General features: G+C 69.4%; 20 protein-coding genes. 6 read left to right on the forward strand and 14 right to left on the reverse strand.

Going from position 1 to position 19,781, the window contains the following annotated elements:
* Positions 1 to 8: 8 nt before the first annotated feature.
* Positions 9 to 272 (reverse strand): Txe/YoeB family addiction module toxin, encoded by a 264-nt coding sequence (locus CR157_RS00975; protein WP_110281680.1) that lies wholly within the window; start codon positions 270 to 272, stop codon positions 9 to 11.
* The gene (locus CR157_RS00980; protein WP_110281681.1) at positions 269 to 511 is read right to left on the reverse strand and encodes a type II toxin-antitoxin system Phd/YefM family antitoxin; all 243 of its coding nucleotides are present in this window, start codon (positions 509 to 511) and stop codon (positions 269 to 271) included. The genes CR157_RS00975 and CR157_RS00980 overlap by 4 nt, the downstream gene beginning before the upstream one ends.
* A gap of 227 nt (positions 512 to 738) precedes the next feature.
* On the opposite strand from CR157_RS00980, the gene CR157_RS00985 reads away from it, so the two are divergent.
* Together CR157_RS00985 and CR157_RS00990 are read left to right on the forward strand one after the other, a co-directional pair.
* Positions 739 to 1,686, forward strand: a complete 948-nt coding sequence (locus tag CR157_RS00985) for a threonine ammonia-lyase (RefSeq protein WP_110281682.1) — start codon at positions 739 to 741, stop codon at positions 1,684 to 1,686.
* Between the two features lie 188 nt (positions 1,687 to 1,874).
* The gene (locus CR157_RS00990; protein WP_110281683.1) at positions 1,875 to 2,282 is read left to right on the forward strand and encodes a RidA family protein; all 408 of its coding nucleotides are present in this window, start codon (positions 1,875 to 1,877) and stop codon (positions 2,280 to 2,282) included.
* A gap of 27 nt (positions 2,283 to 2,309) precedes the next feature.
* Here CR157_RS00990 and CR157_RS00995 read toward each other — a convergent pair whose 3' ends face one another.
* Positions 2,310 to 2,912: a LysE family translocator gene (locus CR157_RS00995; protein WP_110282777.1), complete on the reverse strand. Its 603-nt coding sequence runs from the start codon at positions 2,910 to 2,912 to the stop codon at positions 2,310 to 2,312.
* A gap of 98 nt (positions 2,913 to 3,010) precedes the next feature.
* Between CR157_RS00995 and CR157_RS01000 the strand changes: the two genes are divergently transcribed.
* Positions 3,011 to 4,405, forward strand: a complete 1,395-nt coding sequence (locus CR157_RS01000; protein WP_110281684.1) for an aminotransferase-like domain-containing protein — start codon at positions 3,011 to 3,013, stop codon at positions 4,403 to 4,405.
* 130 nt (positions 4,406 to 4,535) lie between these two features.
* Here the strand turns inward: CR157_RS01000 and CR157_RS01005 are convergent, their stop codons facing one another.
* From CR157_RS01005 to CR157_RS01055, 11 genes are all read right to left on the reverse strand, one after another.
* Positions 4,536 to 5,459: a metal ABC transporter permease gene (locus tag CR157_RS01005; RefSeq protein WP_110281685.1), complete on the reverse strand. Its 924-nt coding sequence runs from the start codon at positions 5,457 to 5,459 to the stop codon at positions 4,536 to 4,538.
* Positions 5,456 to 6,667, reverse strand: a complete 1,212-nt coding sequence (locus CR157_RS01010) for a metal ABC transporter permease (protein WP_110281686.1) — start codon at positions 6,665 to 6,667, stop codon at positions 5,456 to 5,458. The genes CR157_RS01005 and CR157_RS01010 overlap by 4 nt, the downstream gene beginning before the upstream one ends.
* The gene (locus tag CR157_RS01015) at positions 6,667 to 7,473 is read right to left on the reverse strand and encodes a metal ABC transporter ATP-binding protein (RefSeq protein ID WP_240566735.1); all 807 of its coding nucleotides are present in this window, start codon (positions 7,471 to 7,473) and stop codon (positions 6,667 to 6,669) included. Before CR157_RS01015 ends, CR157_RS01010 begins: the two co-directional genes overlap by 1 nt.
* Positions 7,470 to 8,447, reverse strand: a complete 978-nt coding sequence (locus CR157_RS01020) for a metal ABC transporter solute-binding protein, Zn/Mn family (RefSeq protein WP_110281687.1) — start codon at positions 8,445 to 8,447, stop codon at positions 7,470 to 7,472. The genes CR157_RS01015 and CR157_RS01020 overlap by 4 nt, the downstream gene beginning before the upstream one ends.
* Positions 8,448 to 8,772: 325 nt before the next feature.
* Positions 8,773 to 9,768, reverse strand: coding sequence for a gluconate operon transcriptional repressor GntR (gene gntR / locus CR157_RS01025; protein WP_110281688.1), 996 nt, complete (start codon positions 9,766 to 9,768; stop codon positions 8,773 to 8,775).
* A gap of 101 nt (positions 9,769 to 9,869) precedes the next feature.
* Positions 9,870 to 10,382 (reverse strand): gluconokinase, encoded by a 513-nt coding sequence (locus CR157_RS01030; RefSeq protein ID WP_258364033.1) that lies wholly within the window; start codon positions 10,380 to 10,382, stop codon positions 9,870 to 9,872.
* 15 nt (positions 10,383 to 10,397) lie between these two features.
* The gene (locus CR157_RS01035; protein ID WP_110281689.1) at positions 10,398 to 11,681 is read right to left on the reverse strand and encodes a TRAP transporter large permease; all 1,284 of its coding nucleotides are present in this window, start codon (positions 11,679 to 11,681) and stop codon (positions 10,398 to 10,400) included.
* Positions 11,682 to 11,684: 3 nt separating this feature from the next.
* Positions 11,685 to 12,275: a TRAP transporter small permease gene (locus tag CR157_RS01040; RefSeq protein ID WP_110281690.1), complete on the reverse strand. Its 591-nt coding sequence runs from the start codon at positions 12,273 to 12,275 to the stop codon at positions 11,685 to 11,687.
* 68 nt (positions 12,276 to 12,343) lie between these two features.
* Complete coding sequence (locus CR157_RS01045) at positions 12,344 to 13,420, reverse strand: TRAP transporter substrate-binding protein (RefSeq protein WP_110281691.1); 1,077 nt, start codon at positions 13,418 to 13,420, stop codon at positions 12,344 to 12,346.
* A 241-nt stretch (positions 13,421 to 13,661) separates the two neighbouring features.
* Positions 13,662 to 14,702 carry a serine hydrolase gene (locus tag CR157_RS01050; protein WP_258364034.1) on the reverse strand — a complete coding sequence of 347 codons (1,041 nt, stop codon included), beginning with the start codon at positions 14,700 to 14,702 and terminating at the stop codon, positions 13,662 to 13,664.
* Positions 14,702 to 15,805: a heparan-alpha-glucosaminide N-acetyltransferase domain-containing protein gene (locus CR157_RS01055; RefSeq protein ID WP_110281693.1), complete on the reverse strand. Its 1,104-nt coding sequence runs from the start codon at positions 15,803 to 15,805 to the stop codon at positions 14,702 to 14,704. The genes CR157_RS01050 and CR157_RS01055 overlap by 1 nt, the downstream gene beginning before the upstream one ends.
* A 260-nt stretch (positions 15,806 to 16,065) precedes the next feature.
* Between CR157_RS01055 and CR157_RS01060 the strand changes: the two genes are divergently transcribed.
* The 3 genes from CR157_RS01060 (at position 16,066) to CR157_RS01070 (ending at position 19,767) form a co-directional block, all read left to right on the forward strand.
* Positions 16,066 to 16,536: an aminoacyl-tRNA deacylase gene (locus CR157_RS01060; RefSeq protein WP_110281694.1), complete on the forward strand. Its 471-nt coding sequence runs from the start codon at positions 16,066 to 16,068 to the stop codon at positions 16,534 to 16,536.
* Between the two features lie 127 nt (positions 16,537 to 16,663).
* Positions 16,664 to 17,812, forward strand: a complete 1,149-nt coding sequence (locus tag CR157_RS01065) for a ChaN family lipoprotein (RefSeq protein WP_110281695.1) — start codon at positions 16,664 to 16,666, stop codon at positions 17,810 to 17,812.
* Positions 17,809 to 19,767: a M1 family metallopeptidase gene (locus CR157_RS01070; protein ID WP_110281696.1), complete on the forward strand. Its 1,959-nt coding sequence runs from the start codon at positions 17,809 to 17,811 to the stop codon at positions 19,765 to 19,767. Before CR157_RS01065 ends, CR157_RS01070 begins: the two co-directional genes overlap by 4 nt.
* Positions 19,768 to 19,781 lie beyond the last annotated feature (14 nt).

The following is a 19,781-nucleotide window of genomic DNA, read 5'->3' on the forward strand; positions in this document are numbered from 1 at the left end:
GCCTTCGACTATTCGTAGTGACTCCAGAGCCGTAGCACCTTGACGATCCGCTCGCCCTCAAGGACCTGGTAGACCAGACGATGCTGGATATTGATTCGCCTGGAAGAGGCACCGGAAAGATCACCGACGAGCGTTTCGAAGGGAGGGGGTTTCTGGAAGGGATCTTCGGCCAGCAGGTTCAACAGTTCCTGGGCCTTCGGCTTCAAACCGCTCGACGCCAGTTTCTTCGCATCCTTCTGGGCCTGCTTGGTGTAGACCAACCACCACGTCACCAATCCAGCTCCTCGCTGCACTCGTCAACGGGAGTCGCCATGCCCTCGCGAATCGACTCGCGCATGCCGGGAACCGAGAGCAGAAAGAGCGTCTCCTGGATCGCCTCCCAGTCCTCCTCCGAGATCAATACCGCCTTGTTGCGTTTGCCCGATATCAGCAAGGGCTGATGCGAACTGGCCGCCTCGTCGATCAACCGATAGAGGTTGGCGCGGGCTTCGCTGGCAGTCATGGTCGGCATGGTACACCTCCGGTTGAGCTTTCAAAATGAGCGTACGCTTTCACGCACGTACGTCAAATAGTACGACACATGCATGATCCCTGAGTTCAGTAGCCAAAGATCATCGCTGTCCGGCTTCGGCTCGCTACCAAGCCCGCAGTCGATATCGACACCACGACTCGCCGCGACGTTACACTGAAGGATAGCCAGGCCGACTGGACGGTCCTGCGATCCCCCATGGAGGCGAGATGATCAATCTGGCACGGCTTCAGCAGGCGCAGGCGCGCATCGCCGACACCCTCTCCCCCACGCCCCTGGTGCTCGACCACACCCTCACCGAACGACTGGGGCGGCGGGTGTGGCTCAAGGGCGAGCTCTTCCAGCGCACCGGTTCCTTCAAGGCGCGCGGCGCCCTGAACTGGCTGCGCACCGCCGGCCGCGAAGCGCTCGAGGGCGGGCTCGGCGCCGTCTCCGCCGGCAACCACGCCCTGGGCCTGGCCTGGGCGGCGCGCCAGGTCGGGGTGCCGGTGACCATCGTGATGCCCGAGAACGCCAGCCCCTTCAAGGTGGAAGGCAGTCGTGAGCTCGGCGCCGAGGTGATCCTGCACGGCGACATCAACGAGGCCTGGGAGCTGATGCATCGGCTGGTCGAGGAGCACGGCCTCACCCTGGTGCACCCCTACGACGACGAGCGCATCATGGCCGGCCAGGGCACGGTGGGCCTGGAGATCCTCGAGCAGGCCTCCGAGGCCCAGGCGATCCTCTGCCCCATCGGTGGCGGCGGGCTGATCGGCGGCATCGGCGTGGCCGCCTCGAGCCTACGCCCGGCGCTTTCGCTGATCGGCGTGGAGCCGGTCGGAGCGGCCAGCATGGCCCACGCCTGGGCCCAGGGTGGCCCGGCAAGGCTAGAGCGGGTAAGCACCTGCGCCAAGAGCCTGGCCGCCGCCATCGTCGGCGAGCACACCTATCCGCTGAGCCGGCAGAATGTCCGCGAGCTCGTCGCCGTGGACGAGGCCGCCATCCGCCGCGCCATGCACCATCTGCTCTACCAGGCCAAGCTCGCCGCCGAGCCGGGTGCCGCCGTGGGCGTGGCCGCCCTGCTGGAAGAGGCCGTGGCGCTGCCGCCGGAGGGCGATATCGTGGTGGTGATCACCGGCGGCAACCTGGGCAGCGAGGAGTTGGAGGAGTTCCTGTAACACCGCTAGCAGCCTGTCGGACTTGACCGATCGTCGCGAGAAAGACCGGCTCGCGCAGTAGATCAGCGTTAAGTCCGACAGGCTCCTGGTATGGCCCTCCTGCTCGATGCCTGCCCAGTATAGCCGCGGTGAGACAAGCGCCCGAGCGACTATAGTGACGGTGAATCCCGAGACACGGAGGGCGCCTCATGCCGGATCATCGCAACGACCCCACCCTGCCCACGCCGCTCTTCCCGGGCAGCCACATGGCGATCGACGACGACTATGTCTTCCTCTCCGGCCTGACCGCGGAGGATATCCAGGGCAGCGAGACGGTGCTCGGCGACATCCGCGAGGAAACGCGGCTGGTGATGCGACGCATCCAGCTCATGCTCGCGTCGGTGGGCTGTAGCCTGAACGATGCGGTGCGGGTCGACGTGCATATCACCGACCTCGACGAGATCCGCATGATGGATGCCGTCTATGCCGAGTTCTTCGAGGATCACCGCTACCCGGCCCGCACCTGCACCCAGGCGCCGCACCTGTACGGCGGCGCCCATGTCGAGATCACCCTGATGGCCAGGCGCCGCCGGCAGAGCGACGGCCACGCCACCTGATTCGATGCCTCGGACCGGCCGGGGCACTCAGCCGAGGATGAAGATCACGCAGGCGGCGGTGAGTGCCCCCATCACGCCGTTGAAGATCCGCCAGGCCCGCGGGCTGTTCAGCCAGCGGCCGATGGCGGTGCCGAAGCCGGCCCACATGGCGATGCAGGGCAGCGCCACCAGCTCGGCGAAGGCCGCCAGCAGCAGGGCGTTGACCACCGTGTCGCCGCCCGCGGGCAGGAAACCCGCCATCAGCGCCAGCCCCATCACCCAGGCCTTGGGATTGGCGAACTGGAAGGCCGCCGCCTGCCAGAAGCTGAGGGGACGCCCCTCGCCCCGCTGCCGCAGGTCGGGGGGCGGTGCCGTGGCGATGCGCCAGGCCAGGTAGAGCAGGTAGGCGCTGCCCACCAGGCGCAGCCCCGTCTGCACCAGCGGATAGCGCTCGAACACCAGCCCCAGGCCCAGGGCGATCCCGGCGAAGAGCAGGAAACAGCCACCCAGGATGCCGAAGATATGCGGCAGGGTACGCAGGAACCCGTAGTTGGCGCCCGAGGCGGTGAGCATCACGTTGTTGGGCCCCGGGGTGATGGTCATCGAGATCATGTAGAGGGCCGCCGGCCCGAGGAATGCCAAGGCTTCCATGTCATTGAACCCATACAATTTTGATTGAATCGATTGGAATTGCGGACATTCCTCAGCATAATGGGTGCAATATCGGCGTCAAAGGTTTTATTGTCACCATGACAATCTGGACACCGCAACTGACCGACCAGGGGCCCCGCTACCGCGGCATCGCCGAGGCCATCGCCGGCGCCATCCTCGCCGGCGACCTCGCCCCCGGCGAGCGCCTGCCGCCCCAGCGGCGCCTCGCCGACGAACTGGGAGTGACCGTCGGCACCGTGACCCGCGCCTACGCCGAGGCCGAACGCCAGGGCTGGGTCGAGGCCCGGGTCGGCAGCGGCACCTATGTGCGGGATGACACGGCGCCCGGCAGGGTCGCTTTCATGGCCGACCGCCGGGTCGAGGACGGCATGATCGACCTCAGCCTGAGCCTGCCGCCGCCCCACCCACTGCGGGCCGACGCCCTGGGCCGGGCGCTGCGCGGCATCGCCGCCGATGCCGAGCTGCTGCAGCGTGCGGTGGAGTACCAGTCCGAGCGTGGCGTGCCGGCCCATCGCGAGCAGCTGGCCGCCTGGATGACCCGCCTGGGCATGGCGACGGACCCGGCCGCCCTGCTGGTGACCCAGGGCGGCCAGCACGGCATCAGCCTGGCGCTCCAGGCGCTGACCCGCCCCGGCGAGCGCATCGCCGCCGATGCCCTCACCTACCCCGGGCTGATTGGCGCGGCCCGTCAGGCGCACCTCAAGGTGCTCGGCGTGCCGCTCACCGAGTTGGGGATGGACCTCGACGCCCTGGCCAGGCTCTGTGCCCAGCAGCCGCCGCGGCTGGTCTACGTCACCCCGGACCAGAACAATCCCACCGCAGCGGTACTGAGCGAGGCGAAGCGCGAGCGGCTGGCCGAGCTGGCTCGCCGCCACGACTTCTGGATCCTCGAGGACGGCGTCCAGTACCTGCCCGAGGCCGAACGGGGCACGCCGCTCCACCGGCTGGCGCCGGAGCGCACCCTGTTCATCTTCAGCACCTCCAAGGTGCTCGCCGGCGGCCTGCGCATCGGCACCCTCGCGGTGCCGGAGCCGCTGCAGGACCGGCTCTGCACCGCCCTGCGCGCCCAGAGCTGGATGGTGCCGCCGCTGATGGTGGAGGCGGTCTGTCGCTGGGCGGCCAGCGACGAGGGCGATCGGCTGCTGGCCTGGCAGACCGAGGAGCTCGGTGCACGTCAGCGGCTCGCCCACGAGCGACTCGCGGCCTTCTCGCCCCGCGGGCGCGACCACGGCGCCAATCTCTGGCTGCCGTTGACGGGCGAGCTGCGCAGCGCCGAATTGCTGGAGGTGCTCGAGCAGCGCGGGGTCCGCCTGAACAGCGCCGAGCCCTTCTGCGTGGGCAGCGAACCGGCGCCCCAGGCGCTGCGCCTCTGCCTCAGTGCCGCCGCCTCCCGCGAGGCCCTGGCCCGGGCGCTGGAGATCGTTGCCGAGGCCCTGCACGAGCCACCCCCGCGGCCCTGGCGAACCCTCTGATCCTGAGGAATTTCCAGATATATTTTCGGAAAATCATCAGGTTGGGAGTTGGTTGCCGGCATTTGGCGGAGACTGCGGCCGCGACGACATCGTGGTGGTGATCACCGGCGGCAACCTCGGCCGCCCCCCGTCAGGGTGATGCCGCGACACCGGTGCGGTGCCGGTGCGGCCCCCACAGGCAGGCCAGCAGCAGGATCACCCCGGCCAGGGTGGCGATCGTGCCGGCGGCGCTCACCGAGACATCGAAGCCCAGCCAGCCGAGGCCTTGCCCCGCCAGCAGGTAGCCAAGCACCGCCGAGACCACGGCGAAGAGCTGGCTCCACGCGATCTGGGCGCGGAGTCGATTGGTCATCAGCCGCGCCGCAGCGGCCGGGCAGATGAACATGGCGATGACGATGATCGAGCCCACCGCCTCGAAGGCGGCGATGGCCGCCACCGCCACCATGGTCACCAGCAGCAGGTCGACCAGGGCGGGATACGACCGGACGCTGGCGGCGAAGTCCGGGTCGAAGCTGCCGAGGATCAGCTGACGGCGGAACACCACCACGAAAGCCGCCACCACCAGCCCCACCCAGACGACCCTGGCCAGCTGCGGCGGCAGGTCCGCCAGGGCCACGGGGTCGAACAGCGCGGCCGGCCCGGTGCCGTCGAACCAGATCAGGCTCTCCAGGTTGCCGTAGAGGGCATGCTCCACGTCCAGGTGCACCCCGCTGGCCTGGTGCCACTCCAGCAGCAGCACGCCCACGGCGAACAGGCTGGTGAAGGTCACGCCCATGGCCGCGCTGATCTCCACCCGGCCGAGCCGGCGGATCAGCTCGATCATCGCCACCGTGCCCAGTGCCGAGGCCCCGGCCCCCAGCATCATCGCCGTGGAGGCGAGGGTGCCGGTGAGCAGGAAGCTGACCACGATGCCGGGCAATGCCACGTGGCTGATGGCATCGCCGATCAGGCTCTGGCGGCGCAGCACCAGGAAATTGCCCAGCAGCGCACAGGTCATGCTGATGACCACCGCCACCGTCAGCGGCACCAGGCTGAACATCATGAAATCGCTCATCGCCCACCCTCCGGTTTCGGCGGCAACTGGGCCTCCAGCGCCATGATCGCATCCGGCGAGAGCACCTGCGCGAGGGGCGTCAAACCGGAGTGCTCCTGCTGCAGGGCATCATCCGGGTGGCGCTCGCGGTAGAGCGCCCAGAGGCGCTCCTCATGCTCGGCATCGCGCGCGGCGGCGCGCCCCGGGAGGGTCGCCACGCCGTCGCGGCGGATATACCCCTGGCGCTGCAGCAGCTTCAGGGTCAGGTTGTCGAAGATCGACTCCTCCCGGGCCAGCGCAAGCAGGCCCTGGCGCACGTGGACCCGGCGACGGAAGCGCTGATAGGCCAGCAGCGCGGCGAGCACACCGCGCCACGGCGAGAACAGGAAGGAGACCATGAACAGCGCAAAGGCGGCCAGCACGATCAAGGGCCCGGTCGGCAAGCCTTCCTGGACGCTGGAGAGCGTCACGCCGAGATAGCCGGCCGCCGCCCCCAGCAGCGCGGCCAGCGCCACCATGCGCAACGGACGGTCGGTCCAGAAGCGTGCGGTGACCGGCGGGATGATGGCCAGCGCCACGATCAGGATCAGCCCGGTGACCTTGAGCCCGATCACCACCACCGCCATCAGCAGCAGCAGCATCAGCAGGTCGACCCGCCCGGTGCTCACCCCCTGGGTACGGGCGAACTCCGCGTCGAAGCAGACCAGCAGGAAACTGCGACGCATCACGAAGATCGCCAGCAGCAGGCCGAGGGCACAGAGCGCGATCAACTGTGCCTCCGCGGCCAGCATGCCGGCGGTGGCACCGACCAGGTAGCCGGTCAGGCCCGCCTGGCCGGTCACCTGCATCGACTGGATGACGGTGATCAGCACCACCCCGAAGGCAAAGAACGACGAGAGGATCGCCCCGATGGCGGCATCCTCGCCGAGCCGGGTCCGCGCGCTGATCGTCTGTACCGCCCAGAGCCCCACGGCGGCACTCAGGGCGGCACCGAGCAGCAGCCCCGGCAGCCAGCGACCGTCGCCCTGCCACAGGCCGGCGAGGATGAAGGCCAGGGCGAGCCCCGGCAGGGTCGCGTGGCTGATCGCATCGCTGACCAGCGAGCGCTTGCGCAGCAGCACGAAGCTGCCGATCATGCCCCCGGCAGCGCCGAGCAGCATGCTGCCGACGGTCACCAGGCTGGTGTTGTAGCCCAGCGTGAAGGTCAGGGCGCGCCACCAGATCTCCATCACGCGCTCCCCAGCGTCACGGGGACCTGATCGTCGACCAGCCGCGCCAGCTGGACGGTACTCAGGCGACCGCCGTAGGTCGCCTGGAGGTGGCGCTCGGTGAACACCTCCTCGACGGGCCCCGCGGCGATGCGGCGCACGTTGAGCAGCAGCACCTGGTCGAAGTAGTCGCGCACCGTGGCGAGGTCGTGGTGCACGCAGAGCAGGGTCCTGCCCTCCTCGCGCAGCCGCTTGAGCACCTCGACGATGGCCTTCTCGGTGGCCGCATCCACGCCGGCGAAGGGTTCGTCGAGGATGGTCAGCTCGGCCTGCTGGGTCAGCGCCCGGGCCAGGAACACCCGCTGCTGCTGACCGCCGGAGAGCTGACCGATCTGCCGCTCGGCGAAGGCCTCCATGCCGACCCGGGCCAGGCTCTCCATGGCCTGCTCGCGGTGATGCCGGCGAGTGAACTGCCACCAGCGCAGGTTGCGAAACAGCCCCATGGTGACCACGTCGATCACCGTGGCCGGGAAGTCCCAGTCGATGCTGTTGCGTTGCGGCACATAGGCAATGTGCCGCGACATCCGCTCGATGGGCTGGCCGAAGACGCGCACGTCGCCGGTCAGCCGCCGGGTGATGCCCATCGCCGCCTTGAGCAGGGTCGACTTGCCGGCACCGTTGGGTCCGACGATGGCCGTCATGCTGCCCGGCGGCGTGACGTAGTCCACCGAATAGACCACCGGACGGTGGTCATAGCTGACGGTCAGGCCCTGGACCGCCAGGGGGCTCGCCGCGACCTCCTCGCTGACCCTCGTGGCACGGTTCACGGTGTCCCCCCCGCCCAGGCGAGACGTCTCAGGCGGCCTCCCTCGGGCACCTCGCCACCCAGCGCCTGGGCAATCACGGTGACATTGTGGTCGATCATGCCGAGCCAGGTGCCCTCGTAGGTTCCCCTGGCGCCCATGGCGTCGGAGAAGAGCTCGCCGCCGATGCGTACCTCGTGCCCCTTGGCCGCCGCCCCCTCGATCAGCGCACGGATGTTGCGGTCCGAGACCGATGACTCGATGAAGATGGCACCGATCCCCCGCTCCACCAGCACGTTCACCATCGACTCGATCCGCGCCAGGCCGGCCTCGCTCTCGGTGGAGAAGCCCTGGATCCCCAGCACCTCGAACCCGTAGGCCTCGCCGAAGTAGCCGAAGGCGTCGTGGGCCGTCACCAGCACGCGGGCTTCCTCCGGCACACTGGCGAGCACCTCGCGGGCATAGGCGTCCTGCGCCTCGAGCTCCTCCAGGTAGGCGTCGGCCTGCCGCGCGAAGGCCTCGGCGTGCTCGGGGGCGAGCTCGCTCAGGGCGTCGCGGATGGCCAGCACCGCGTACCGCCAGCGGCCGGGATCCATCCACACGTGGGGGTCGGACTGGTCGGGGTACACCTCATCGGCCCGGCGTGCCTCTTCCGGCACCGCCTCGCCCACGGCGAACACCGGCTTGCGCTTGCCCAGGCGGTCGAGAAACTCCTCCAGCTGCGCCTCCAGGTAGAGCCCGTTCCAGAACACCGCGTCGGCCCGTGTCATGGCGGTGACGTCGCGGCGCGTCTGGCGATAGAGGTGGGGGTCGACGCCCTCGCCCATCAGGCCCTGCACCTCGACCTGCTCGCCGCCGACCTGGCGCAGGGCATCGGTGATCATGCCGGTCGTCGCCACCAGTTTCAGACGGCCGGACTCCGCCGCCGCCGGCACGGCGAACAGCCCCAGCAGCACCGTCAGGAAAAGCAACGACGGGAGACGGCGAGCAAACGACATATGAGCACTCCTTGTGTGATGTGTGCAGAACGACTGACCCCGGCGGGACGCGTCGTCAAGCGCATTCCCTATAACCTCAGGGCTATCGCTGATGGCGGTAACACTCGAGGCTGATCCGGCGACAGGTCGGCGAGGGGGCGCTGTGAACCCCTCCCTGGGCGCTACCGATTCCATCCCTGGAATCGGACCCCCTCTTCGACCTGTCCCCGGCGCCTCTCGCTTTGGGTAACGGCGATTGCCCTGCCTATAGCCTACCGTGTCGGGCGCCACTTGCTAATGGCGACAGACTAGCGGACTCATCGCCAGAGCGCATATCTAAAGCCGGCTAGAGTGTAGCGCCGATCTCGATGCGATACCCCAGATCGATGACGGGGTCGCCCGGGGCCTCGCCGCGGATGCGCGCCAGCAGCTCGCGGGCGGCGCGCTCACCAATCGCCTCGCGCGGGGTGACCACGCTGGCCAGCCGCTGCGACATCACCTGGCCCACGTCGTGGCCATGGAAGCCGGCGATGGCCAGTTGCCCGGGGACCGGGACGCCCCGCCGCAGGCATTCGAAGTAGGCGCCCACGGCCACGTCGTCGTTGGTGCAGAAGATGCCGTCGGTCTCGGGGTGCTCGGCGAGGATCTCCGCCAGCAGCGCGGCCCCCACGCTGTAGGAGGAGCGCTGGGTCCGCTGCAGGGTCAGGGGCGCCAGGCCATGGGCCTCCATGGCCTGGCGGTAGCCCAGTTCGCGCTGGCGGGTGCGCTCGTCGAGGCGCACCGCCAGGTAGAGGATGTGGCGACGGCCGCGGCCGATCATCTCCGCGACCATGTCGCGGGCGGCGGCCACGTTATCGTAGCCGACCGCCTGGTGGATCGGCGGCAGGTGGGTATCCATGATCTCCACCGAGGGAATGCCGGCCGTCTCCAGCATGCGGCAGCTGCGTGGCGTGTGACGGCTGTCGGAGAGGATCACCCCGTCGACGTTGTACGAGAGCAGCGAGGCCAGGCTGCGCTCCTCCAACTCCGGGCTGTAGCCATAGTGGGTGAGCATCAGGTGGTAGCCGGCCGGCTCGGTCACCGTCTCGATCCCGACGATGACATCGGCGAACACCTGGTTGGTCAGGGACGGCACCAGCACGCCGATCGAGCGGCTGGTGGCCTTGGACAACAGGTCCGGCGCCCGGTTGGGGATGTAGCCGACCTGCTCGGCCGCGGTGAAGATACGCTCCCGCAGCCCCTCGGACACCGATTCGGGGTTGCGCAGGCAGCGGCTGACGGTCATCTTCGTCGCCCCCACCCGGTCGGCGATGTCCTGGAGGGTCGGTCGTCTCTTCTTCACGGCATCCGGTGCCCCGCTCGATGGAGAAGTGTCTGGAAAGCCGACCACCATAGCCAACTTTCCGCGACGATTCATGTGCCGGTCGACACCCCGTGCCGCCGTCAGCGCCGCTCCAGGGCCGCCAGGAAGGCATCGACGATCTGCTCCGGCGGCTGGCCGATATCCACGACGACGGCTTCATCACGACCGGGAGGCTCGAGGTCGCCGAGCTGGCTGTCGAGCATGGCGTCGCCCCTGAAGAAGTGCTCTTCCCGGCTTCCCAGCCGCTGGCGAAGCTGCTCGCGATCGCCCTCGAGAAACAGGATGGCGAGACCGCCGTCGCCCTCGCGCAGGGTGTCCCGGTAGCGATGCTTCAGCGCCGAGCAGGCGATCACCACCGACGCCTCGCGGCGCCGGTAGTCGGCGAAGAAGCCCGCCAGGGTCGCGAGCCACTCGCCGCGATCCGCATCGTCCAGGGGGATGCCGTTGGCCATCTTGTCGATGCTGGCCGGTGAGTGGTGGTCGTCGCCATCGATGAAATCGGCGCCCAGCCGGCTGGCCAGCAGGCGGCCGACGAGGGACTTCCCCGAGCCCGATACGCCCATCACCAGGATACGGTAGGTGGAATCCTTCACATGAACACCCTGTCGTCAGTTGCCGCGCACGGCGGTGAGGTCGGGCAGCCAGGTGACGATGGCCGGGAAGGCGATCAGTACCACCAGCACCACCAGCAACGCCGCATAGTAGGGCAGCATCGCCTTGACCAGCGCCTCCATCGACACCTTGCCCACCCCGCAGCCGACGTAGAGGCAGGTGCCCACCGGCGGCGTCAGCAGGCCGATGCCGAGGATGAAGGCCATCAGCACACCGAAGTAGGCCGGGTCGACCCCCACCGAGGTGACGATCGGCGTCAGCATCGGGGCCATGATCACCATGGCCGGGGTCAGGTCCATCACGAAGCCCACCAGCAGCAGCAGGCCGGCGACGATCATCAGCAGCCAGAACGGCTCCTGGGTGATCGCCTGCACCTGGCGCACCAGGGTCTGGGGCACCATGTTGATGGTCAGGAACCAGGCGATCACCGTGGCGAAGGCCAGCAGCAGCAGCACCATGCCGGTCAGGCGCGCGGTGCGGATCAGCATGCCCCAGAGGTCGCGCAGGCGGAACTCGCGGTAGACCAGCAGCGAGATGGCCAGCGAGTAGAGCAGCGCCGCCACCGCGGCCTCGGTGGCGGTGAACACCCCGCCGATGATGCCGCCGATCACGATCACCGGCAGCACCAGGGCCAGCCAGGCGGCCTTGAAGGCCTGCCACAGCAGGTCGAGGCGGAACTTCCGCGTCTGCCCGGCGTGCTCGAGGCTGGCCATGATGAAGGTGGTGACCATCAGGCCGAAACCGATCAGCAGCCCCGGCACGATGCCGGCGATGAACAGCCGGCTGATCGAGGTCTCGGTGACGATGCCGAACAGGATCAGCGGGATCGACGGCGGGATGATGATGCCGATCACCGAGGAGACCGTGTTGATCGCGGTGGCATGGGGGCCGGAATAGCCCTGCTGCTTCATCGAGGGGATCATCATCGCCCCGGTGGCGGCGGTGTCGGCCACCGCCGAGCCGCTGATGCCGCCGAAGAACATCGAGCCGGTGATCGCCACCTGGCCCAGGCCGCCGCGCACGAAGCCGACCAGCGCCCCGGCCAGGTCCATCAGCCGCCGGGCGATGCCGCCGGCGCTCATCACCTCGCCGACCAGGATGAAGAACGGAATCGCCAGCAGCGGGAAGTTGTTGACCCCGCGGATCGACTGCTCGATCAGGATCGACAGCGGGATATCGGACATGACCGCCATGACCACCGCCGCGACGCCGAGGCCGAAGGCGATCGGCAGGCCGATGGTGATGGAGGCAAACAGGATGGCGAGGAAGATCCACAACATGGCTCAGTGCCCTCCGCGGTATGCAGGAGATGACGGGTCGCGGATCAACCGCACGCACTGCCAGGCACGCCACAGTGCCACGGCCGCAATGAAGCCGGCGCAGAGCACCAGCGAGACATTGATCAGGTTCCAGGGCACGCCGAGGATGGCGGTGCGCCCAGTGGAACGGGACATCACCAGGTAGCCGCCCCAGACGACGATGCCCATCAGGACGGTGATGATCAGGTTCTGCAGCATGTAGAGCAGATGGGCCCCGCGCGGCTGGAGCTTGCGCACCAGGAAGTCCACGGCGATGTGCTCGAAGCGGGCAAAGGCCGCCGCGGCCCCGAGAAAGATCAGCCAGATGAACAGCATCCGCGCCAGTTCGTCTGCCCAGGGCAGCGAGCGGTTGAGCAGCGAGCGGCCGATGACGTTGGCCGAGACCGAGACGATCAGCGCGACCAGGATGGCGGCGATCAGCTGCTCCATGATCACGGTCAGCCAGCGGAAGACCGCCGGCCCCTTGCGCGCCTCGATGTCGAGCTCGAGGGGCTCGCGATTGGGGTCGTCGAGAAACACGCCGGGATCGACGGGCGGGGGAGTGGACGTTGACATGCGACGCTCCTGCGACAGGACAAGGGGCCGATGCCCCCTGCCGCTGCCCGGTCAGTAGAAGGAAGGGATCAGTCGTTGGCGGTCTCTTCGACGATCGCCTGGATCTCGGCGATCAGGTCTTCGCCGATGCGCGGCGCCCACTCGTCGTAGACCGGCTGCACGGCCTCCTGGAAGGCGGCGATCTGCTCGTCGTCGAGGCGGGTGATCTGCATGCCACGCTCCTCGAGCTGCTCGCGCGACCAGTCGTCATACTCGGTGGCCAGCTGGATCTCGTACTCGGCCGACTGGCGGGCGGCTTCCTGCACCAGTGCCTGGTATTCCGGCGCGAGGCCGTCCCAGGTGCGCTCGGACATCATCAGGATGAAGGGCGTGTAGACGTGACGGGTCTCGGAGCCGTAGTCCTGCACCTCATGGAAGTTGGAGGTGAGGATGGTGCTCCAGGGGTTCTCCTGGCCATCGACCACGCCCTGCTCCATGGCCGAGAACAGCTCGCCGAAGGCCATCGGCGTGGGGTTGGCGCCGAGCGTCTGCCAGATCGCGAGGTGCACCGGGTTCTCCATGGTGCGGATGGTCAGGCCGCTGACATCCAGGCCGGCGACGTCTTCCGGCGACGCGACCGGACGGGCGCTGTTGGAGAGCTGGCGGTAGCCGTTCTCGGAGAAGGCCAGTGCCTTGATGCCGGTGCCGTCGAAGGCGTCGAGCATGGACTGGGCGACGTCGCTCTGCATCACCGCGACGGCCGCCTCGCGGGTCGGCAGCAGGAACGGCAGGTCGAAGGCCGCCAGCTCCGGCACGTAGGTGGTGGCCGGTGAGGTGGAGGGATAGGTCATGTCCAGGGTGCCGGTCTGGAGCATCTCCATCATCTGCACGTCGTCGCCCAGCTGGCTGTTGGGGAAGATGTTGACGGTGAGGCGACCGTCCGTGCGCTGGTCGAGAATATCGGCGAAGTACTGGCTGGAGAGGTACTGCGGCGAGGACTCGGCCAGGCCGATGCCCATGCGGATGGTGTGGCTACCGTGGTCGGCGACGGTGTCGCCCTCGATGGCGGGCGGGTCCGAGAGGTCCGGGGTCTGGGCCTGGGCGATGCCCAGGGACAGGGTGGCCGCGCCGGCCAGGGTGAGCGTGCTGCGCCAGATGGCTGTCATGGCGTGTGTCTCCAAAGTGGGTTGTACGTTGTTGGGATCGTGCGCTGCTGCAAGCGTCTCGTTCAGCAGAAAGCGTCGAAACCGGCAGGATGTCGCCGTGAACTTTCCCCAGGCGTCATGCTTTTTATGTTACCGGTAACAACCACTGGTGAGACTAGGCCGAGTTCCGGTGGCTGTCAACGAGAATGCCGCCCGAGCGACTTATACCTTCGACTAAGAAGGAAGCCCCTGGCGACGGGCGTCAGGGCTCCAGCAGCCCGACCTCGCGCATCGCCCGGCCGATCGCGGCCAGGAGGCGTTCCGAACGCTCGACATCCGCCTCGCCCCGGGTGCAGGCGACGATCACCACCCGGCGGCTGTCGGCGCCTTCGCCCAGGGTCGCGATGCCGGCATCGCAGCTACGTCGGCGCTGGGTACCGGTCTTGTGGGCGAAGCGCACCCCCGGACCGAAGCCCGCCTTGAGGCGCCGGTCGCCGCTGGTGGTACGCTCCATCACCGCCAGCAGCCGGGCGCTGGCCGCCGGCCCCAGCGCCCTGCCCTCGCCCAGCGCGGCGAGCAGCTCGGCGACGGCATCGAGCCGGCCGCTGTTGAGATCGGTTGCGTAGTAGGCATCGAAGGCGGCCTCCAGCGAGGTCAGCCGCAGCGCGCCGGGCGGGATCCCGAGGCGCCCGGTCAGCCAGTCGAGGCGGGCGGCATCGCTGTGGCGTTTCTGCAGTTCGATGAAGTCCATGCCGCCCAAGGCCCGTGCCGCCGGATGCAGCCGCCCGTAGACCTGGCGGCGCACGTCCAGCAGGGTGGTGATCGGCCCCAGCCCCTCGCCCCCGGCCAGGCGCCGGGCGCGCCGGTTGACCGCCGCGAGGCCGAGGCGGTGGATCAGCATGTCGGCGGCGGTGTTGTCGCTGACGGTGAGCATCGCCACGAGCAGTTCGTGAAGGCTCAGCTCGGCCCCGGGGGGCGCCCAGTTGGTGGGTCCGGCACCGTCGACGTAGTCGCTCTCGTGGAGCACCAGCCGCTCGTCCAGCGCCATCTCTCCCGCTTCGACCCGTGCCATCAGCTCGATGGCCACCGGCACCTTGATCAGCGACGCCAGGTACCAGGACTCGCCGGCCCGCCAGCCGAAGCGCTCACCGCCGCCGAGCGGCCGGACCATGACCCCCAGTTCGCCGTCGAACCCGGTCTCCAGGGCCGCCAGCCTCGCCTCGAGCCGTGCCGCCCAGGGGGGATCGGCCAGGGCCGGGAGCGGCAGCACCATCAGGGCGAGGCCCAGGACGAGCGTGCGCATCATTTCCGCTCCCGGATCCAGCGGGTCAGGGCGATCCAGCCCGCGGTGGCCAGGATCAGTGCCAGGCCGATGCCCAGTACCTGCGGATAGGCGTAGACCTGCCAGGCCTCGAACAGGAAGCGGAAGCCCAGGAAGATCACCACGATATGGAAGATGAAGGCCATGAGCGCATCGGAGCCGATGGTGGTAATCGGCCCGAGGGCGGCCGCCCCGCGTTCGCCACCGAGCAGGCAGAGCGCCAGGATCACCAGGGCGCCGCCGAGGCTGAACAGCATGAAGGCGAGCGCCGGCGGGTGCTTGCCGACGTTCCAGGCCACCGCCACCAGCGCCTCGTCGAGGCCGGGCAGCGATATCGCCACGAACCCCAGCAGCATGACGGCTCCCGCGGCGGCGAGCACCAGCGCCAGGCGGCGCCTGGCCGGCGGCCGCCGGTAGCAGCACAGCACGGCCTCGCCGATCAGCAGACCGACCATCACCAGCGGCAACCGCGAGAGCTGGCCCCAGGCGTAGTGGTCCGCGTCCTCGACCAGGATCGCCTTGAGCGGCTCGATGCCCCAGAAGTCGAAGTGACGCTCCAGCCAGCCCGCCACCAGCGCAACCAGCAGTGGGCCGGCGCACCGGGCCCAGAGCGGCAACCGCCGCCACAGCGGCAGGACCCAGGGCAACCACAGCAACGCAATGGCATAGAAGCCGAGAATCTCGACCCAGATCGGGAAACGCTGGTAGAGCAGGGTGTCGAGGATGTCCGGGGCCGCGTAGAGCGGCAGCATCTCGACGACGGTGAGCACCTTGTACCAGAACAGCACCTCGAGCCCGCGCAGCATCAGCTTGAGGCGCCGGCGCGGCCAGTCCGGGGCATCGGTCTTCGGCAGGAAGGCCACCGCCAGGGCGATGCCGAACACCGTGATGAACAGCGACGAGGAGAACTTGGTGAGCAGATGGATCGGCACCATGCCCCAGTCGGGCACCTGGCGGATGCCCAGCAGCCCGCTGACCGCATGGCTGAGGATCATCAGCGCGATGGCCACGCCGCGGGCCAGATCGATCGCCTCGATCCGCCCCTGCCCCGCCGGCAACCGCGGGGTCGCCCACAACCGGGCCATGACCACCCTTCCCTGCACTCGCCACCTCCCTGGCTGTCCGATCACTCGCCGTCGGCCCGCGGCTCGACGCCTTGCAGCGTCAGCCGCCGCCCCTGCCCCACCGGCCGATGATAGCGCCTTCGCGCCGGCCCGAGTATGGCCGGTTCGCCCCGATGCCACCGCAGTCCATCGGAGCTATGCTGGAGATGGGGAGTTCAACACGAAGGGAGGCATCTTCAATTCCGTCGTTTTCGGCCCTCGCGGCCGAAGGAGGAAATGTCATGGCCATGCCGATGACGATACGCGAGTACCTCCGGGCCTGTGATATCGACTTCGAGGAGGTCACTCACCCGAGGGAAGTGACGACCAGTCGTATCGCCCAACAGGCCCATGTCGCCGGCAGTCAGCTGGCCAAGGCGGTCATGCTGCACGGTGATTCCGGCTACCATGTCGCCGTGGTGCCGAGCGACTGCGAGGCGGATCTCGACAAGTTGTCGCAGCTGTTCCACGAGAAGGTCGACCTCGCCTCGGAAGACGAGGTCCGGAGCCGCTTCAGCGATTGCGACCCGGGTGCCACCACGCCGGTGGGGCAGGCCTATGGCCTGCAGGTCTATCTCGACGAGATGCTGCGTCATCAGCCGGACATCTATTTCGAGGCCGGTGATCACGAGACCCTGGTCCACATGAGCGGCAGCGAGTTCGACCGCCTGATGGCCGAGATCCCGCACGGGCAGATCAGCCGACAGCTCTGACCCCAGGCTCGAGCGGGGCCGGGAGGACAACCGCCTTCCCTGCCATGGCCGCGATCGTCGCGATCGCGGCCTCTTTTCGCCTGGGGTAAGCTCGAACGCCCCGTCCCCCGCCGCCACAGGAGGTGCCATGCCGCGACTTTCCCGAGCCCGACGCCTCGCCCTGTGCGGCGCGCTCGCCCTGGCCTGGCTCGCGCCGCCGGCGACCGCCGACGAGTGTCCCGCGACCGGCCAGTGGTACCTGGACGGCGGCGACCCCGTTTCCCCGGATACCCTGATGGCCGAGCTGGCCGAACGTGAGGTGGTGCTGCTCGGTGAACAGCACGATCGCCTGGCGCACCATCGCTGGCAGCTGCACACCCTGGCCGGCCTGTACGCCCATCGTCCCCGCCTGGTGATCGGGCTGGAAATGCTGCCCCGCGAGGCCCAGCCGGCCCTGGACGCCTGGGTGGCCGGCGAACTGGACGAGGCCGGCTTCCTCGAGGCCAGCCAATGGCATGACGCCTGGGGCTTCGACCCGGCGCTCTACTTCCCGATCCTGCATTTCGCCCGCATGCAACGGATACCGCTGCTGGCCCTGAACGTCGACCACGCGCTGCGCCGGCGACTGGTGGACGAGGGCTGGGACGCCGTCCCCGACGCGCAGCGCTTCGGCATCACGCCACCGGCGGCGCCGCCCGAGGCCTACCGGGAATCCCTGGCCGAGGAGTACGCCCGCCACCCCGGCGACGATGATAACGGCCTGGTCCGCTTCATCGACGCCCAACTGGTCTGGGACCGGGCCATGGCCACCGCCCTGGCCGAGGCCGGCGGCGACGACACCCTGGTGGTGGGCCTGATCGGCCAGGGCCACCTCACCCACGGCCACGGCGTGCCGCACCAGCTCGACGACCTGGGCCTCGGCGACCACAGCACCCTGCTGCCGGTGACGCCGGACGCCGCTTGCCGGCCAGTCGAGCCGGGCCTGGCCGATGCCTACTACCTGCTGGGGGACGAATCTCCCCATGAACCACCCGCGACCCTGCGCCTGGGGGTGCTGATCGGCGAGCACGCCGAGGGCGTGGCGATCCACGGCGTCGGGCCGGACTCCGTGGCCGCCGAGGCCGGCTTGCGGGAAGGCGACGTCATCGTGCGCGCGGCCGGCCGCCCCATGAGCGCCCCGGGGGACCTCACCCGGCTGATACAGCGCATGGTGACCGGCACCCTGCTGCCGCTGGAGGTGCGGCGCGACGGCCGGGTGCAGGAGCTCCTCGCCCGTTTCCCGGCCCCCTCGCCATGATCCCGGTCCTGCGACGCCACGCCGGCGGCATCGCCCTCGTCCTGCTGGTGATGGCCGGGGGCGATGCCACGGCCGACGAGCCGGCCCGCACGCTGGCGCTGTGGCTGGACCCGGCCAGCCGCGAGCTGCGCGGCGAGATGCAACAGGCGTTGCGTTCGGGCGGCGACTTCCACCTGCTGGACGGCCTCGAAGTGACCGGGGTGGAGCGCGGCGGTCGCCCCGTCGTACCGGCCCGGCCGACGCCGGGGCACTATCGGCTGCCGCCCCCGCCCGATGATACCTCCCCCGAGGAAGCCACCGACGTGACGATCCACTGGCGCGGCACCCTGCCGGCGCGCCTGGCCGAGACCCGGCTACGCGTGTCGCCGACGGGCAGCCTGCTGCCGACCCGCGGCGGCTGGTACCCACGGGTCGACGACCTGCCGCCGGGCCCACTCGCGCTGACGATCCACCTGCCCGACGGCCAGCGCGCGGTGGCTACCGGCTCGCTGATCGAGGAGCGCGAGGACGGCGAAGGCATGACCTCGCGCTACGCGCACCCCCACACCCGCGACATCGAGATCGCCGCCGGCCCCTGGCTGCCACGGGAGCGCGAGGCCGACAGCATCCGGCTGCGCACCCTCTTTCCCGACGCCCTCGATGCGCGTTTCGCCGACACCTACCTGGCGCACACGGCGCGCTACCTGGCGATGTTCCAGCGGCGCCTCGGCCCCTACCCGCTCGACAGCTTCACCCTGGCCGCCTTCCCCGAGCCGGTGGGGCTGGCCTTCCCCGGCTTCACCCTGCTCGGCGAGCGGGTCATTCCGCTGCCCTTCATTCCCCACACCTCGCTGGCCCACGAGCTGATGCACGCCTGGTGGGGCGCCGGGGTGGGCGTCGACGAGGCCAGCGGCAACTGGTCCGAGGCCCTGACCACCTACCTGGCCGACTACGCCCTGGACGAGGCACGCGGCGAGGCGCACGAGACCCGGCGGCGTTGGCTGGCCGATCTCGCGGCGCTGCCCGTGACCGAGGAGCGTCCCCTGGCGAGCTTTCGCGGCGGCCCGGACCCGGCGGGGCGACTGATCGGCTACCAGCACGGCGCCATGGTCTTCCACATGCTGCGCCGTCGGATCGGCGACGACGCCTTCGACGCGGGGCTGCGCCGCCTCGCCGACGACAGGATGTTCCGCACCGCTGCCTGGCAGGACCTCCAGGCGGCGTTCGAGGCGGCCGCCGGCGACGACCTGACGGACTTCTTCAGCCCCTGGCTGACCCGCCCCGGGCGACCGGAGCTGATGTTGGACGACGTGACGCTGGAGGCCGCCGGGGCCGGCTTCCGGGTCGGCGGCGAGCTGGTCCAGCGCGGCGAACACGCTCCCTGGCCGCTCGAGGTGCCGGTGGTGATCGAGACCACGGGCGAGCCGGTCCATGCCACGATCCGGCTCAACGGTCACCGCTCGACCTTCTCGCTCGAGGTCGACCAGGCGCCGACGGCCCTGACCGTAGACCCCAACCACCACCTGCTGCGCCGCCTGAGCGAGCCTCCCGCCATCCTGCGCGGCCTGACCCTGGACCCGGCGACCCGGGTGCTGGCGCTGGACGAGACCCTCACCCCCCCGGGTCGGCGGATACTGGGCCGCGAGGCGGAGACGGTCACGGGCGATCGACCCGACAACGCCCCCCTGCTGGTCATCGGCACCACGGCGGCGGTGGCCGACTGGCTGGAGGAACGCGAGTTGCCGACCCCGCCGCATTCCCTGGCGCGGGCCGGCCATGCCCGCATGTGGACGCTGCCGGACACCCGGATCGGGCTGGTCAGCGCCGACGACACCCCGGGTCTCGAGCGGCTGAGCCGCGCCCTGCCTCATCACGGTCACCACAGCTACCTGGTGCATGACGCCGAGGGCAACACTCTGGATGCGGGACGCTGGGAGGCCGAACGCCAGCCGCTGCGGGTGGAACTCAGGCCCTGAAAGACCTCCCGCCG

It is taken from the genome of Halomonas sp. LBP4, from assembly GCF_003202205.1.
Classification (GTDB): Bacteria; Pseudomonadota; Gammaproteobacteria; order Pseudomonadales; family Halomonadaceae; genus Halomonas; species Halomonas flagellata.

What these genes read in the sequence shown, in the direction of transcription:
- CR157_RS00980 (WP_110281681.1), bottom strand. Translation starts at nt 511, where the DNA reads ATGCCGACCATGACTGCCAGCGAAGCCCGCGCCAACCTCTATCGGTTG.
- CR157_RS00985 (WP_110281682.1), top strand. Translation starts at nt 739, where the DNA reads ATGATCAATCTGGCACGGCTTCAGCAGGCGCAGGCGCGCATCGCCGAC.
- CR157_RS00990 (WP_110281683.1), top strand. Translation starts at nt 1,875, where the DNA reads ATGCCGGATCATCGCAACGACCCCACCCTGCCCACGCCGCTCTTCCCG.
- CR157_RS00995 (WP_110282777.1), bottom strand. Translation starts at nt 2,912, where the DNA reads ATGGAAGCCTTGGCATTCCTCGGGCCGGCGGCCCTCTACATGATCTCG.
- CR157_RS01000 (WP_110281684.1), top strand. Translation starts at nt 3,011, where the DNA reads ATGACAATCTGGACACCGCAACTGACCGACCAGGGGCCCCGCTACCGC.
- CR157_RS01005 (WP_110281685.1), bottom strand. Translation starts at nt 5,459, where the DNA reads ATGAGCGATTTCATGATGTTCAGCCTGGTGCCGCTGACGGTGGCGGTG.
- CR157_RS01010 (WP_110281686.1), bottom strand. Translation starts at nt 6,667, where the DNA reads ATGGAGATCTGGTGGCGCGCCCTGACCTTCACGCTGGGCTACAACACC.
- CR157_RS01020 (WP_110281687.1), bottom strand. Translation starts at nt 8,447, where the DNA reads ATGTCGTTTGCTCGCCGTCTCCCGTCGTTGCTTTTCCTGACGGTGCTG.
- CR157_RS01035 (WP_110281689.1), bottom strand. Translation starts at nt 11,681, where the DNA reads ATGTTGTGGATCTTCCTCGCCATCCTGTTTGCCTCCATCACCATCGGC.
- CR157_RS01040 (WP_110281690.1), bottom strand. Translation starts at nt 12,275, where the DNA reads ATGTCAACGTCCACTCCCCCGCCCGTCGATCCCGGCGTGTTTCTCGAC.
- CR157_RS01045 (WP_110281691.1), bottom strand. Translation starts at nt 13,420, where the DNA reads ATGACAGCCATCTGGCGCAGCACGCTCACCCTGGCCGGCGCGGCCACC.
- CR157_RS01050 (WP_258364034.1), bottom strand. Translation starts at nt 14,702, where the DNA reads ATGCGCACGCTCGTCCTGGGCCTCGCCCTGATGGTGCTGCCGCTCCCG.
- CR157_RS01055 (WP_110281693.1), bottom strand. Translation starts at nt 15,805, where the DNA reads ATGGCCCGGTTGTGGGCGACCCCGCGGTTGCCGGCGGGGCAGGGGCGG.
- CR157_RS01060 (WP_110281694.1), top strand. Translation starts at nt 16,066, where the DNA reads ATGGCCATGCCGATGACGATACGCGAGTACCTCCGGGCCTGTGATATC.
- CR157_RS01065 (WP_110281695.1), top strand. Translation starts at nt 16,664, where the DNA reads ATGCCGCGACTTTCCCGAGCCCGACGCCTCGCCCTGTGCGGCGCGCTC.
- CR157_RS01070 (WP_110281696.1), top strand. Translation starts at nt 17,809, where the DNA reads ATGATCCCGGTCCTGCGACGCCACGCCGGCGGCATCGCCCTCGTCCTG.